Source organism: Vicinamibacterales bacterium (assembly GCA_036496585.1).
Classification (GTDB): domain Bacteria; phylum Acidobacteriota; class Vicinamibacteria; order Vicinamibacterales; family 2-12-FULL-66-21; genus JAICSD01.
The window spans coordinates 24218-39367 of the sequence record DASXLB010000078.1 but is presented as its reverse complement, the minus strand read 5'-3'; the positions used below and the strand labels follow the sequence as shown (position 1 = coordinate 39367).

The following is a 15150-nucleotide window of genomic DNA, read 5'->3' as shown; positions in this document are numbered from 1 at the left end:
CCGATCGGCGTCCTGCGATAGCGTGTAGCGCGTGTCTTCGCAGGGCCGTAATCTGTTCGCCGTTACGGCCGCCAGCTTCATCGGCTTCATGGGCTTCACGCTGGTGATGCCGTTCCTGCCGCTCTACTTCAGCGAGCTCGGCGTCTCCGACGTGGGCCGCCTGGCGATGTGGTCGGGACTGAGCCTTGGCGTCACGCCGGCGCTCACGGCGATGCTCTCGCCGGCCTGGGGACGGCTGGCCGATCGCTTCGGGCGCAAGATCATGGTCGAGCGTTCGCTCGGCAGCTTCGTGGTCGTGATGTCGGCGATGGCGTTCGTGACCCGGCCCTGGCACGTATTTGCCCTGCGCGCGTTTCAGGGATTGTTCGCCGGCTACGGTGCGCTCACGCTCACCATGGCGGCCGACTCGGCGCCGGAAGGGCGGATGGCGCAGGCGATCGGCACCGTGCAGACGGCCCAGCGGCTCGGGCCGGCGCTCGGTCCGGTGTTTGGCGGGACGATTGCGGCACTCGTCGGGCTGCGGCGCGCGTTTTTCGTCACCGCCGCGTTCTATCTGATCGCGTTCATCCTGGTGCTAGTCATGTACGACGAGCGCGGCGTCAGGACGCATGGCGATGAGCGGAAGGACTCGGATCCGCCCGTCACCTTCAGGAACGTACTGGCCTTCGAGAACTTCCTGCTCATGGCGGTGGTGATATTCGGATTCCAGTTCGTCGATCGCAGCTTCGGGCCGGTGCTGCCGCTGTTCGTCGCGGAGCTCGGCACGCCGGAGACCCAGGTGGCGTTCGTCTCCGGATTGCTGTTCTCGATCGCGGCGGGCGCCGGCGCGCTCGGTCATCACTGGTGCGCGCGGCTGCTGCAGCGGCGGCGTGCCGGCGAGATCGTCGCTGCCGCATCAGCGGCCGCCGGCCTGGGCGCGGCGTTCTACGCGGCGGCGCGCGGTACCGGCTGGCTGTTTCTCGCGACGCCGTTCTTCGGGCTGGCGATCGGCATCGGCACTACCGCGTCGTACACCGCCGCCGCGGCGGTCATCCCGGCCAACGTCCGCGGCACCGGATTCGGCCTGCTGACGACGGCGTCGCTCATCGGGCTCGCGGTCAGCCCGGTCGTCTGCGGCCTGCTCGCCGCCTCGTCACGGCGGGCCGTGTTCGGGCTCGACGTCGTGTGCCTCGCCGTCCTGGCGATCGTCGTGCACCGTTTCGGCGGCGAGAGCGAGCGCTCCGCCGCGACCCCGACCGACGAACCCGTGTCCGAGAACCTGTGATCACAATCGTTCAGGTTCGGCCCGATTCACCGGACGCGCTCGCCATCGCTGCGGCGGGGGAGCTGATTCGACGCGGGCAGGTGGTGGCGTATCCGACCGACACGCTGTACGGGCTCGCCGTCGATCCGCGCAACCCTGAGGCGGTCAGGCGACTGTATGCGTTGAAAGGGCGCGCCGAGTCGTCGGCGCTGTCGATGATCGCGGCCGACGTTGCCCAGGTGCGAGAAGCAGCCGAGATGTCGGCCGACGCGGTCCGCCTGGCCCTGCGCTGGTGGCCGGGGCCGCTCACCATCGTCCTGCACGCGAAGGGAAACCTCGCGCCGAACGCGCTGGCGGGCGGGACGACGGTCGGCGTCCGCGTGCCGTCTCATCCCGTCGCCACGGCGCTGGCCCGCGCGGTCGGGTTCGCGATCACGGCGACCAGCGCGAATCGGTCCGGCGAACCCGCCGCGGTCTCGGCTGACGAGGTGGCCCGCGCGCTGCCAGAGCTCGACGCGATTGTCGACGCCGGCGCGGTGCGCGGCGGTGCGCCGTCCACGCTCGTCGACGCGTCGCGCGCGCCGGTGCGGCTGCTCCGCGACGGCGCGATTGCGTGGAGCAAAGTGCTAGAATCGCTGCAGTGACGCCGCCACGCTTGCGAGTTGCGCGGATCAGCCGTCGATGACATCCCTACGGGAACGCGCTGCACTCGTCGGTCTCTTCACCGAATCTCCCCGACAGTTCGATCCGGACCACGCGCTCGACGAACTCGCGGGGCTTGCCGCCGCGGCCGGTGCCGAGGTGGTGCTGCGGGTGCAGCAGGAGCGCGCCAGACCCGATTCCGCTACGTTCCTGGGCAGCGGCAAGGTGCAGACACTGGCGCGGGCGTGCGAGGAAACGCGCGTCGATGTCGTGATCTTCGACAACGAACTGTCGCCGGCGCAGTTGCGCAATCTCGAGAAGGCGCTCGACCGTGCGGTGGTCGATCGCACGCAGCTCATCCTCGACATCTTCGCGAGCCGCGCCCGGACGCGCGAGGGGAAGCTGCAGGTCGAGCTGGCGCAGTTGAAGTACGCCATGCCTCGGCTCGTCGGTTCGGCGGCGGCGCTGTCGCGCCTCGGTGGCGGCATCGGCACACGCGGACCCGGCGAAACCAAGCTGGAAACCGACCGCCGCCGCATCCGGCATCGCATCAGCGTGCTGGGCAAGGACATCGACGCGGTGCGGCGCCGCCGCTCGCAGCTGCGCGAGCGCCGGCACAAGTCGGCGGTGCCGACCGTCGCGCTGGTCGGCTACACCAACGCCGGCAAGACGACGCTGTTCAACGCGCTCACCGGCGACACCGCGGTTGCATCGAACGCGCTGTTCGTCACGCTCGATCCGCTGGTGCGCCGCGTCAAGCTGCCCGATCGCCGCGAACTGCTCGTCTCCGATACGGTCGGCTTCATCGATCGGCTGCCGCACTCGCTGGTCGCGGCCTTCCGCGCGACGCTCGAAGAGGTCGCCGCCGCCGATCTGCTGCTGCACGTCATCGACGGCTCCGCGCCGGATCGCGACCGCCACATCGCGGCGGTCCACGCCGTGCTGTCCGAGGTCGGAGCGGATCGCGTGCCGTCGATCGAGGTGTTCAACAAGTCCGATCGCCTCGATGCGGCCGAGCGCGCCCGTCTCGCGGCGATCCATCCGCACGGATTGTGTGTGTCGGCGCTCACCGGCGAAGGGCGCGATGACGTGATCGGCGCGATGGAGACGAAGCTCGGACTCGACACCGCCACGATCACGTTCGAGTTCAACCCCCATGACGCGGCCGATCGTGCTCAGATCGCCGAGCTCTACCGGCTCGGGCAGGTGCGGCGCCACGTCGCGACCGACGACAGCGTCACCATCGAGGCGGTGCTGCCGCGCCGCCTGGCCGATCGCTTCCACAATAATGGAGCCGCCGCGCATGCGTAGGCGGGATGCCGCCATCGCACGCGGTTTCCGGCCGAGCCTGTGGCTGGTCGCGTTCGCCATGGCGATCGTCGGATCGGCGTGCGGCGGCAAGCCGACCGTGGCGCCGGCCGCGACGGTCGGCGCGGTGCGGTTCCCCGACTTCATCTTCCCGGCGGCGCCTGCAAGCGCCGGCAGTGAGGACCTTGCGACTCGCCAGGCGTCGGCCTGGCAGATCCTGCAGTCGGGAGATGCGCGCGCCGCCGACCGGGAGTTCGCCGCCGTGTTGAAGGCCGCGCCCGCGTTCTATCCCGCGGCGGCCGGGCAGGGCTATGCGGCGCTGGCACGAAAGGACAACGCCGCCGCGCTCGCGCACTTCGACAAGGCGCTGGCGGCCAATACGACGTACGCACCGGCACTGGCGGGGAAGGGAGACGCGCTGGCGGCCTCGGGCCGGACCGACGCGGCCGTCGCGGCGTATGAAGCCGCTCTTGCGGCCGACACCAGCCTCACGCCGCTGCGCGCGCGCGTCGACGCGCTGAAGTTCAGGAACGCGCAGGAGATCGTCACCAACGCCCGCAAGGCGGCCGACGCCGGCCGTGTCGACGAGGCGCGGAGTCTCTATGCGAACGCGATCGCCGCGTCGCCCGAGAGCGCCTTCCTGCACCGCGAACTCGCCGACGTCGAGCGGCGCGCCGGCAACGCCGACGCCGCGGTCGCCCAGGCGCAGCAGGCGGCCAGGCTCGATCCCGCCGACACACGCGCGCTGATGCTCATCGCTGAGATCCAGGAAGCGGGACAGCAGTGGGCGAAGGCGGCCGACGCCTACGCCGCGGTGAACGCGCTCGAGCCGTCTGAGGCGGTGGCGGCGAAGACCGATCAGATGCGGCAGAACGCCGCGCTCGAAGCGATGCCGGAGGAGTATCGCGGCATCCACGCCTCGCCGACCGTTACCCGCGCGCAGCTCGCGGCGCTGCTCGGCGTCCATCTCGAGAGCCTGCTTCGCGGGGCTCGTGCCTCGAACGCGGTCGTCACCACCGACACCCGGACGAACTGGGCCGCGCCATGGATCATGGCGGTCACGCGCGCCGGCGTCATGGACGCGTTCCCGAACCATACCTTCCAGCCCGGTGCGACGCTGCGTCGGAGCGACCTGGCGAGCGCCGCCAGCCGGGTCCTGACCCTCATCGCGCGCGACAACCCGAAACTGGCGGCGCAGTGGCGCGATCCACGGCCGCGCTTTTCGGATCTGTCTCCAGGGAACCTGAGCTATCCGGCGGCGGCGCGCTCCGTGTCGGCGGGCGTCATGGCCTCGCTCGACGGGGAGACGTTCCAGCTGGCGCGGCCGGTCACCGGCGTCGAAGCGCTCGACGTCGTCACCAAGCTCGAGGCACTCGCCAGGCGGTAGGATGAGCGTCGGCCCCATCTTCACCGCTGCGAACCTGCTGACCGGGCTCCGGGTGCTCCTGATCCCGTTCTTCGCCATCCTGGTGATCTACGGGTATCGCGGCTGGGGGCTGGTCGTGTTTCTGGCCGCGGGTCTGACCGACCTCTTCGACGGGTTCATCGCGCGGGCGACCGGGGAGAAGACCACGCTCGGCGCGTGGCTCGATCCGATGGCCGACAAGCTGCTCCTGCTCACGATGTTCGTGATCCTGACCGTGCCCGGGCTCGGCGATCCCAATCGCCTGCCGCTCTGGTTCACGGTGCTGGTCATCACCCGTGACGTGGCGATCGTCGCCACCGTCGCGGTGGTGAACCTGGCCATCGGGCCGCGCACCTTCCGGCCGTCGATCTACGGGAAGATCGCCACCGCCCTCTACCTGATCACGGGGGTCGCCGCCCTCTATTTCAACTACCTGGGACGCGCGTCCGGGCTCGTCGACGCGCTGATTTACGCCGCGATCGTCATCACCTTCATCTCTGCCGGCCACTATGCCTACCGCGTGGCCCGCATGTCGAATTGACCGCTGGCGCCCGGTGAGCCCGGGCGGGGCGGACCCGCCCGACGGCGGCACCCGCTGCGCCCGCTAAAGTTGCGCCGCCTGGATGGCGATAAGAGCTACGGACGGCTGTCTTCAGCGTCCGCCGTATCGACCCCGAATCCTCCGGAGTTCCCCCATGCTGGACGCGTTCAAGAAGAACGGCACGGCCCGTCAGCAGCAGGCCGACGAGCTGCAGGCGCTCATCTCCGCATCGAAAGAAGAGCGCGCCGCGCTCAGCACCATGCTGACGCAGATCCAGATGCAGAGCGCGAAGCTCGCCACGGCCGGCAAGACGCTGCAGGAGGTTGACGAGAAGGCCGGCTGGGTGCATGCGCGGATCGACGAGGTGGTCGACCGCCTCGACAAGGCGGGCCGGCGCGTGTCAGAGCTCGACGCCATCGACCAGCGCATCCAGGGCCTCGCCGACGCGGTCGGCCAGGCCGAGAAGGAGGCGGGCCGGCTTACCGCCGCCGACGGCGCGCTGCAGCAGCAGCGGCAGGCGCTGGAGCGGCTCGCGTCACAGGCCGCGGACACCCGCGCCAGCCTCGACGCGCTCGACGAGCAGCGGATGGCGCTCGAAACCCTGCGCGAACATCTGCGCGGCGCTCAGTCGGAAATCACAGCGTCCACCGGCCGCGCCGACAGCCTGAAGAGCCAGGTCGATCAGCTGCACGGCGTGTCGTCGGAGCTCGCCGCCGACTACGCCCGGCTGCACGACATGTCGCGCGCCACCCGCGAAGAGACCTCCGCGACCGTCGAGATGGTCCAGGAAGTCGAGACGCGCCTCGCGGGACTGTCTCATCTCCAGGAGATGAGCCGGACCCTCGAGGAGCGGACGGCCGCCCTCAACGCGCTGTCCGAGCATGTCGGACAGAAGGTGAAGGCGCTCGAGAACCAGAAACACACTGTCGAGCGCGCCGTCGTCGAGGCCAATCGCCTCAACGAGATGGTGTGGGCCATGGAGGTGCAGGTCGGAAAACTCAACGAAGGGGCGCAGCAGGCGGCGCGGACCGAGGAGACGATCGACCGGATCGAGAAGCTCGCCCTCGCGGCGGGGACTCAACTCGACGCGGGACTGAAGGCGCAGGACGCCTTCGCCGCCGAGTTGTCGCGGCTCGAACGCGACCGCGCGGCGCTCGCCGGCTTCGTGCGCGCCCACAGCGATACCCTGACGATCGGCCGCAAGGAACTGGAAGCGTTCGATCAGCGCGTCAAGGCGTTGACGGTCGTGGTGGGTGAGGCGGAGAAGAACATGGAGGCCCTGGCCGCGCGCGATCGGCAGGCGGCGGCGACGGCACAGCGGCTCGACCAGTTGAACAAGCAGGCGCAGGCGCTCGCGGCGGGCGTGGCCGGCCTGCAGGCGAAACAGCCCGAGGTCGAGGCGCTGCAGCAGTCGCTGGCGCAGGTGGAGGATCTCGCGCGGCGCACCACCCGCCAGCACGAGGCGCTCGAACAGGGCCGCAAGGGCCTGGACGCCCTGAACGGACAGATCGAGGAGGTCTACCGGTCGCACGCGGCCGCGACGCAGCTCTGCGACCGCCTTGCCGCCGACCGCGCGGCGCTCGAGCGGTTCATCGAGCGCACCACCGCCTTCAGCGCCGGGCTGCCCGAGCTCGACGCCCGCGTGGAAGCGCTCGACGTCAAGGTGTCGGGCGTCGATGGGCGCGTGCAGGATGCCGCCAGCCTGGCGGCGATGGCGGGCAACCTCGAGCAGCAGGTGTCCCGCATGGCGACGCAGCAGCAGTTCGTGGAGCAGGTGGAGACGCGTCTCAACGAGCTTCACGTCCTCGCCGGCGATGTGGATCGAAAGCTTCAGGGGCAGATCGCCCGGCAGGCCGAGGTCGAGGCCCTGAGGGGCCGGATCGACGGCGTGGCCCTGGACGCGATGGACGCGCGGCAGAGAATCGAAAGCGTGGCGGCACTGGAGACTCAATTGCTGCCGCTGACGAAACGGGTATCGTCGCTTGCGGCGGAGATCGAAGCCGTGCAGGCGCGAGTGGCGGCCGCCCGGCAGGACGAGGCGGCGCTCGCCGAGCAGGAGACGCGTCTGGCCGCGCTGCTCGAAGCGAACCGTGCCTGCGCCGCCGACGCGGCAGAGCGGCAGATCCTCTTACAGGCGCTCACCGCGGATCTCGGCCGCGCGACGAGCAGCCGGGACGAACTCCTGCAACAGCTCGCGCAGGTGCAGAATCGCCAGCGAGAGGTCGGCGCTCAGGTCACGGCGGGCGACGATCACCTGAACCGGCTCGAAACGGCGATTGGAACGCTGGAGCAGCGGCGCACGCAGATCGCCTCGATCGAGACCGGCGTGCAGGCGCTCGAGACCCGGACCGGCGACGTGACCCGGCTCGCCGACGCGATCGAGGCCAGAATCTCCGCGCTGACGAAGCGGGAGGCGGCCGTCGAATCACTCGAGAAGGCCGTCGCCGGGGTGCACGACGTCAGCGCCCGCAGCCGGGCCGATCTCGAGTACGTCGAGGCACACCGCCACGAGCTGGCCGAGCTGCGCGAGACGCTGCACGGCGTGCTGGCGTCCGCCGCCGAGACCGAGTCGCGGCTCGCGCAGATCGAGGCGCGCAAGAAGCTCGTCGACGAGGTGCAAATCAAGACCAGCGCCATCACCCACATGCTGGAAGACGTACGCCTCAACGTCGAGACGCTCGGCGAGCAGAAGGCCGTCGTGGAGCACGTCATCGAGACCGCCGGCCGTCTGACCGAGCGCACGCAGGAAGCCCAGAAGATACTGAAGTCGCTGCAGGCCGAGCGCGAGCTGGCCGAGCGAATCGAGCGCAGCATCAAGCAGCTGCGCAAGGCCGCCCCGTCCAGCGAGAAGGCCCGCTCGACCTAGTCGAGATACCGGCCGACAACGCCCTGCCCTATGAGGTGATCGTGCCAGGCGAACTGCGTCCGGCACGGTGGGTCAGGCAGGTCGTCGCGATCGCGATCGTGTCGGCGCCGCCGCCCCGTTAGCCCGCTATCCTTGATGTTCGGGGTGCGTGCAGCCTTCGAACTCCGCCAGCACCATCCGGCCGTCGTCTCCCAGTTCCTGGCGCAGGCCGATCTCCGTCGAGTAGTAGCCGCTGATCGTCATGCCCTTGAGCGCGTGAAAGAAATCGGCGCCGGGTCGATCCGCGTCCGCGACGGGTCCATCGTCATCGATGCGCGTCAGCAGCGCCGCCTGCTGCGCCGCCGCCGACGTCGCGAAGTCGGTGCCGAACTCCGCCCGGCTGTGATCGGTGAGCCAGGCCAGGCCGTCCAGAAACGCGCGTCGCTGGGCCTCGCCGGCGTCGGCGAGCGCGTGATCGATGAACCGGTTGACGAGCGCGCCTTTCGCGCCCGGGGTCCCGGTCGCGGGAATGATCGCCTCGGTCAGTGCCACGACCTGGTCGTTCTGCGCGGCGGTCAGGATCGCCGGGGCCCAGTCCTGCTCCGCGAGGAGGTGAATCCATAGACGCGAGCTGGCGAGCGCGACGGCGCTCGCGGTCAGGGTGCGCAGCGCGTCGCGGCGTCTCACAGCGTCCCCTTCTTCAGTTCGGCGGCGAGATGGTCGGTCGCGCGCCAGGCCAGCGCCAGAATCGTCAGCGTGGGGTTTTTCTCGGTTGCGGTCGGGAACGCCGAGCCGTCGACCACGTAGACGTTGCGGACTTCGTGCATGCGGTTGAACGCGGTGAGCGCCGAGCGCTTTGGATCGTCGCCCATCCGGCAGGTTCCGTGCTCGTGGATCGCGGTGCCGTTGCCGTCGAGATCGCCGCGGTTGTAGTTGACGAAGACGCCGCCGGCGGCCTTGACGATCTCCTCGACCGTGTCGGCCATGTGCTCGGTCATCTTTCGTTCGTTCTCGCGGACGCGGTAGTCGATCCGAATGGTCGGCACACCGAAGCGATCCAGCTTCGCCGCATCGACCGTGATGCGGTTGTCGGCATAAGGGAGCACCTCGCCATAGGGATGGATCTCGAACCAGGCGGGGTGCCGCCGCTTGATCTCCTGCTTGAGGCCGATCCCGAAGCCGGGGATCTTCTCCGAGCCGCCGTGTGCACCGCCGCTGCTCGCGCCGGTGTTCCACATCTGGGCGCCGAAGCCGCGAAGGTAGTCGCGCGTGTGACCGGGCCGGTGGTTGAAGCGCGGCATGTAGAGGTGCTCGCCGCCGATGCCGCGATCGTTCCTGGTTGGTCCGCCGGCGAGCGCCGGCAGATAGCCGTTGGCATGGAAGCGGATCTGCTCGCACAGGTAGCGGCCGATCACGTCGGATCCGTTGCCGAGGCCGTTGGGATGGGTCCTGGACGTCGAATTGAGCAGGATGCGCGTGGAATCGACGCAGCTGGCGCCGACGACCACCACTTTGCCGCGCACCTGTCGCTCGGCGCCGGTCCTGCGATCGAAGTACTGCACGGCCGTCGCGAGGCCGCTCGCGTCGGTGATGATTCTCGAGACGACGGCGTTCGACCGGATCTCGAGCTTCTTCGTCGCCAGCGCCTCGGGCAGCAGATGGTCGGCCGAGCAGAAGAACGCCGCCACGTCACAGCCCGCGCCGCAATTGCCGCAGTAGTGGCAGGGAATGCTGCCGCGGACGCTGCGGGTGCGATTGGCGCGGCGGGTCGGCACGAAGGGGATGTCCAGCGTCTTCGCCCCCTTCTGAATCAGGCGCTCGGCGCAGCGCGGCGCCGGCGGCGGCAGGTGAAATCGGCTGCCCGGCAGGATGTCGGAGTCGTCGTCCCCCCCGCAGACACCGATCAGCTGATCGACACGGTCGTAGTACGGCGCGATGTCGGCGTACGCGATCGGCCAGGGGATCTCCCAACCGTCGCGCGCCGGCTCTTTGAGATTGACGTCGGAGAGCCGTAGGCTGACGCGACCCCAGACGTTGGTCTTGCCGCCGTGGCCCCACACGCGGGTCAGCTCGAAGGGCCGGCCCGTGGGGGTGGCGTACGGCGATTCCCTGGTATCGAGAAAGAACTGCGGCGCCCGTTCGCCGCGCCCGCGCCGCTCGCGCGCTTCCCACGGTGTGACGTGCGTCCAGTACGTGGCCCGGTCGAACTTCTCGCCCGCGTCGAGCAGGACGACCTCGATGCCCTGGCGCGTCAGGTTCCACGCCGCCATTCCGCCCGAAGCGCCGCTGCCGATGACGATCACGGGGTAGACCTTGGCGGGGGAGATGATCTGCATCGTCATGGCGCCGATTGTAAAAGACCCGATGCCGAGTGCGCGGCGAAGGGGGCCATCAGACCTTCGTTCGGAAATAGTCCAGCGTCTTGGTCAGCCCTTCTTCGAGCGCGACCTTGGGTTCCCAGCCGAGCAGGGTCCGCGCGCGGGTGATGTCGGGACGCCGCTGCTTGGGGTCGTCGACCGGCAGCGGCCGGTAGACCAGCCGGCTCTTCGATCCGGACATCCGGACGATGGTGGCGGCGATCTCTTCGATCGTCATCTCGTGCGGGTTGCCGATGTTGACGGGGTCGTTCTCGGACGACTCGGCCAGACGCAGGATGCCGTCCACGAGATCGCTCACATAGCAGAAGCTGCGCGTCTGCTGGCCGGAGCCGAAAATCGTGATGTCCTCTCCCCGCAGCGCCTGGCTCATGAACGCGGGCACCGCCCGGCCGTCGTTGAGGCGCATGCGCGGGCCGTAGGTGTTGAAGATGCGCACGATCTTCGTGTCCACCCCGTGATACCGGTGGTACGCCATGGTCATCGCCTCGGCGAAGCGTTTGGCCTCGTCGTAGACGCCGCGTGGCCCGACCGGGTTGACGTTGCCCCAATAGGTTTCCTTCTGCGGGTGCTCGAGCGGATCGCCGTACACCTCGGACGTCGAGGCGATCACGAAGCGGGCCCGTTTCGCCTTGGCCAGCCCGAGCGCCTTGTGTGTGCCGAGCGCGCCGACCTTGAGGGTCGGGATCGGCAGCTCCAGGTAGTCGATTGGGCTGGCCGGGCTGGCCCAGTGGAACACGACGTCCACCGGACCATCCACGTAGACGTAGTTCGTGACGTCGTGCTTCACGAACATGAAGTCGCGTCCGGCCAGATGGGCGATGTTGCCGACGCTCCCGGTCAGCAGGTTGTCGATGCCGACGACGCTCCAGCCGCGGTCGAGGAGGGCCTCGGAGAGATGGGATCCGATGAAGCCGGCCGCGCCGGTGATGACCGCTCTCGGCATGTCGTGGCGTTCCTCAGGAGATGGCTAGAAGGCCGCGTGTCGGTTCAGGCCGCGCACCAGCGTCAGCCACATGATCTTGAGGTCGAGCGAGACCGACCAGTTCTCGATGTAATACAGGTCGTATTCGATGCGTTTCTCGAGCGACGTGTTGCCGCGCCAGCCGTTGACCTGCGCCCAGCCGGTAATCCCGGCCTTGACCTTGTGGCGCAGCATGTACTGCGGGATGCGGTGCTTGAACTGCTCGACGAAGTACGGCCGCTCGGGTCGCGGCCCGACGATGGACATGTCGCCGAGGAGGACGTTCCAGAGCTGCGGCAGCTCGTCGAGATCGAGTCCGCGCAGCCAGCGTCCGATCGGGGTCGCACGGGGATCGTCTTCGCGTGCCCACACCGGCCCCGTATCGTCTTCGGCACCGACGTACATCGAACGGAACTTGTGGACGTTGAACGCCTTGCCGTCGAGCCCCATCCGCTCCTGCGTATAGAAGATCGGCCCCCTCGAGGTGCGCCGGATGAGGAGGGCGATCGCCGCCAGGAGCGGGGAGAACACGATCAGCGCGAGGCCCGAGATCGCGACGTCGATGCCGCGCTTCAACACGCTGTTGAAGCCGCGCAGCGGGACGTCGTTGAGGCTGATGATCGGCACGCCGTCGAGGTTCTCGAGGCGGGCCCGCAGCGCGATGAACTGCAGCAGGTCGGGCACCACGTGGATGTCGACGCCTTCGCGATTGGTCGCCTCGATCAGCCCGAGCATCTTGACGTGCTCCTCGAGCGGCAGCGCAACATACAGGTGATCGACGGCTTCGCGCCGGATGATTTCATCGGCTTCGGCGAGCGTCCCGAGCAGCGGCATGCCGCGGTAACCGATGTGATCGCCGCCGGCCTTGTCGTCGAGAAACCCGACCACCCTGAATCCGAGCTCGCGGTGCTCCAGCACCTTGTCCGCCACCGTGCGCCCGAGCTCGCCGGAGCCGGCGATCAACACCCGTTTGAGGCCGATCCCGGCGCGCCAGCGCCGTTCCAGGAATTCGCGGACCAGCTCGCGCTCGGCATACGAAAACCCGACGTTCAACACGAGAAAGAGGAGCCAGACGTACTGAGAGACCTCGTAGAGACCGACGTCCTTCAGCGCTTCGGTCGTGTAGTAGGTCTGGTAATAGAGCGTGCCGCCCAGGCCGAGCACGACCGCGAGGATGGTGCCGACAAAGACGCCGAAGAAGTCGTCGACGCGCGATCGGCCGCGCCGGAGGCGATACAGCCCCTGGACCTGGAACGCGATCGGCACCAGCAGCCCGATGAAGGGCGCGATCCGCAGGTACTGCCCGAACGGCGGCATGCCCTTCGAGATCGGCAGGAGGCGGTCGAGCACCTCGAAGCGGAGGAGGTAGGCGCAGAGGAACGCCGCCATGCCCAGCAGCGTGTCGCCCGCGACGAAGAACGCGACGAGCAGCCGGTTGTGTCGCCGCATCATGGCTGGTTCTCGCGGCCGGCCATGTCGCGGCTGTGCTGCCGGTCGCTGGCGGCATCGCTCACGCCATCTGGATGCGTCGGACGGTGTTTGCTGATCCCGCGACGATCCTCGTTCGAACTGACGTGCTCGCTGACCACCTCGGCCACGACCGCCTGGAACTCGCGCTGGAAGCGTGCCTTGCCGAAGCCCTCGGCGTGACGCCGGATGACGGCCGCGTCGAACTCGCGGGTCGCCAGCTGGCGGAACGCCGCCACGAAGGCATCCACCGAGGGGCTGCCGACGAGGAGGCCTGTGGCGCCGTCGACCACGCTGTCGCAGGCGCCCCCTTCGCCGAGCGCGACCACCGGACGGCCGCAGGCCTGGGCCTCCACCGGGGCCATCCCGAAATCCTCCACCCCTGGCATGACGAAGGCGAGGCAGCGGCGATAGAGATCGCGGATCGCCTCGTCGCTCAGCCAGCCGGTAAAGGCGACCGCCGCGCCGCTCGAGGCGGCCAGGGCCCGCAGCGAGCCTTCTTCCGGGCCACTGCCGACCAGGGTCAGCGGCAGGCCGGCGGCGGCCGCCGCACGGATCGCAAGGTCGAGCCGCTTGTAGGGAGCCAGGGCGGAGACCGCGAGCAGGAAGGGCTCGGGGCGGACGGCCGACTCCGGCCGGTAGAACGCTGTATCGACAGGAGGATGCACGACGGTCGACCCGCGATTATAGTATCGGCGGATTCTGCCCGCAACATAATGAGAATTCGCGACATAGCGGCTCACCCGCGAGGCGGTGTCGCGGTCCCAGCGTGCCAGTCGCGCCAGAACGGGTCTCAGCAGCCGTGAGCGGGTCGCGCCGACCCGCGCCGGGCCGAAATACGCATCGAACTGATCCCACGCATAGCGCATCGGGGAGTGGCAATAGCAGACGTGCGCGGCGTTCCCGGGCACGATCACCGACTTCGCCGCGCAGTGGCTGGTGCTGATGACCAGGTCATAGCCGTCGAAATCGAACTGCTCGATGGCGGTGGGAAAGAGCGGCAGATACTGGCGATACCGGGTCGCCGCCGCCGGCAGCCAGTTCACGAATGAGCTGCGCCGCGGATGGCGTTCCAGGGCGTCCGACACCGATCCCTTCACGTGCAGCAGCGTGTGGATCGGCGCGCCGGGGTACAGCTCGGCGATGGCCTCGAGCACCTTCTCGCCGCCGCGCATGCCGGTGAGCCAGTCGTGCACGAGGGCGACTCGAGGCAGCGACGTCACTGCATGACCTCGGCATAGATCTCCCGCACGCGCGCGATCGAGCGCTCCCAGGAGAACTCGCGCGCCCGGACCAAGCCGCGGCTGGACAGGTCGGCGGCGAGCGCCGGGTTGGCGAGCACGCGCTGCATCGCGTCGGCGATGGCCGCCGGGTCGTACGGGTCGATCAGCAGCGCCGCGTCGCCGACCACCTCCGGCAGCGACGACACGTTCGACGTGATCACCGGCGTGCCGCTGGCCATCGCCTCGAGCGGCGGCAGGCCGAATCCCTCGTAGAGCGACGGAAACACGAAGACGCCGGCCAGACGATAGAGCGCGGCGAGCGTCTGATCCGACACGAAGCCGAAGAACCGGACGTGCTTGTGCAGCTTGTGGCGGTGCACGGCGCGCCTGAGCGTGGCGTACTTCGAGATCTCGTCGCCGATGATGAGCATCTCGACGTCCTTCATCGCCGCGTGCTGGCGCAGCAGATGGAACGCCTCGATCAGCCGCTCGAGATTCTTGTGCGGCTTGATGTTGCCGGCATAGAGCACGAACGGATGGTCGAGCCGGTAGCGCTCGCGGACGCGCGCGACGTCCTCGGCATCGGGCTGCTGCCAGAACCGATCGTCGATCGCGTTGTAGATCACATCGATGCGCGATTCAGGGACCCTGAAGTAGCGGAGGATGTCGCGCTTCGACGCCTCCGACACCGTGATGACCCGCGCTGCGCGATGCGTGGCGGTCCACATCTGGGCGCGCGCGTAGGCGTAGGCCAGCCGGTTGGGCAGGTACTGCGGAAAGCGCAGGTGGATGCAGTCGTGGATCGTCACCACCGACCGGCAGGGGGTGAGCGGCGGCAGGACGTAGTGCGGCGCGTGGAACAGCTCGGCCGACTCGCGGCGCAGATCGATCGGCAGCGCGAACTGCTCGCCGATCGAGTAGGTGCCCGCCTTTTCGACGACCGGCCGGAAGCGCGGCCCGAGCTCCTCGATCGTCTCCCAATCCGCATCGCGGCAGATGACGACGTAGTCGTTCTCGGAGTCCTGACGCGCCAGCTGCCGCAGCAGGTTGCGCACGTAGGTGCCGATGCCGTAGTCGCGAAGCTTGCGCGCGTCGATCGCGATGCGCACCGGCTATCGGCTCCCGGCCGCCAGCCGG

The 15150-nt window shown here is 69.0% G+C and carries 12 protein-coding genes; 6 read left to right on the top strand and 6 right to left on the bottom strand.

Annotated features, from left to right (window positions below):
* Nucleotides 1-31 precede the first annotated feature (31 nt).
* The 6 genes from VGI12_21965 (at nt 32) to VGI12_21940 (ending at nt 8005) form a co-directional block, all read left to right on the top strand.
* Entirely contained in the window at nt 32-1264 is a 1233-nt protein-coding gene (locus VGI12_21965; protein ID HEY2435351.1) for an MFS transporter, read from the top strand.
* A complete protein-coding gene (locus tag VGI12_21960) occupies nt 1261-1887 on the top strand; it encodes an L-threonylcarbamoyladenylate synthase (protein HEY2435350.1) in 627 nt (208 codons plus the stop codon). The genes VGI12_21965 and VGI12_21960 overlap by 4 nt, the downstream gene beginning before the upstream one ends.
* Nucleotides 1888-1924: 37 nt before the next feature.
* Complete coding sequence (hflX, locus tag VGI12_21955; protein ID HEY2435349.1) at nt 1925-3196, top strand: GTPase HflX; 1272 nt, start codon at nt 1925-1927, stop codon at nt 3194-3196.
* Entirely contained in the window at nt 3189-4580 is a 1392-nt protein-coding gene (locus VGI12_21950; GenBank protein HEY2435348.1) for a tetratricopeptide repeat protein, read from the top strand. Before hflX ends, VGI12_21950 begins: the two co-directional genes overlap by 8 nt.
* Before the next feature lies 1 nt (nt 4581).
* A complete protein-coding gene (locus VGI12_21945; GenBank protein HEY2435347.1) occupies nt 4582-5139 on the top strand; it encodes a CDP-alcohol phosphatidyltransferase family protein in 558 nt (185 codons plus the stop codon).
* A gap of 154 nt (nt 5140-5293) precedes the next feature.
* On the top strand, nt 5294-8005 hold the full coding sequence (locus VGI12_21940; protein HEY2435346.1) for a hypothetical protein: 2712 nt from the start codon (nt 5294-5296) through the stop codon (nt 8003-8005).
* Between the two features lie 126 nt (nt 8006-8131).
* Here VGI12_21940 and VGI12_21935 read toward each other — a convergent pair whose 3' ends face one another.
* The 6 genes from VGI12_21935 to VGI12_21910 are packed head-to-tail and all read right to left on the bottom strand — an operon-like array spanning nt 8132 to nt 15122.
* On the bottom strand, nt 8132-8671 hold the full coding sequence (locus VGI12_21935; protein ID HEY2435345.1) for a gluconate 2-dehydrogenase subunit 3 family protein: 540 nt from the start codon (nt 8669-8671) through the stop codon (nt 8132-8134).
* Entirely contained in the window at nt 8668-10326 is a 1659-nt protein-coding gene (locus VGI12_21930) for a GMC family oxidoreductase (GenBank protein ID HEY2435344.1), read from the bottom strand. Before VGI12_21930 ends, VGI12_21935 begins: the two co-directional genes overlap by 4 nt.
* 49 nt (nt 10327-10375) lie before the next feature.
* Nucleotides 10376-11305 (bottom strand): UDP-glucuronic acid decarboxylase family protein, encoded by a 930-nt coding sequence (locus VGI12_21925; GenBank protein ID HEY2435343.1) that lies wholly within the window; start codon nt 11303-11305, stop codon nt 10376-10378.
* A gap of 24 nt (nt 11306-11329) precedes the next feature.
* The gene (locus VGI12_21920) at nt 11330-12772 is read right to left on the bottom strand and encodes an undecaprenyl-phosphate glucose phosphotransferase (GenBank protein ID HEY2435342.1); all 1443 of its coding nucleotides are present in this window, start codon (nt 12770-12772) and stop codon (nt 11330-11332) included.
* Nucleotides 12772-14013 carry a glycosyltransferase gene (locus VGI12_21915; GenBank protein HEY2435341.1) on the bottom strand — a complete coding sequence of 414 codons (1242 nt, stop codon included), beginning with the start codon at nt 14011-14013 and terminating at the stop codon, nt 12772-12774. The genes VGI12_21920 and VGI12_21915 overlap by 1 nt, the downstream gene beginning before the upstream one ends.
* Nucleotides 14010-15122: a glycosyltransferase family 1 protein gene (locus VGI12_21910; protein ID HEY2435340.1), complete on the bottom strand. Its 1113-nt coding sequence runs from the start codon at nt 15120-15122 to the stop codon at nt 14010-14012. The genes VGI12_21915 and VGI12_21910 overlap by 4 nt, the downstream gene beginning before the upstream one ends.
* Nucleotides 15123-15150 lie beyond the last annotated feature (28 nt).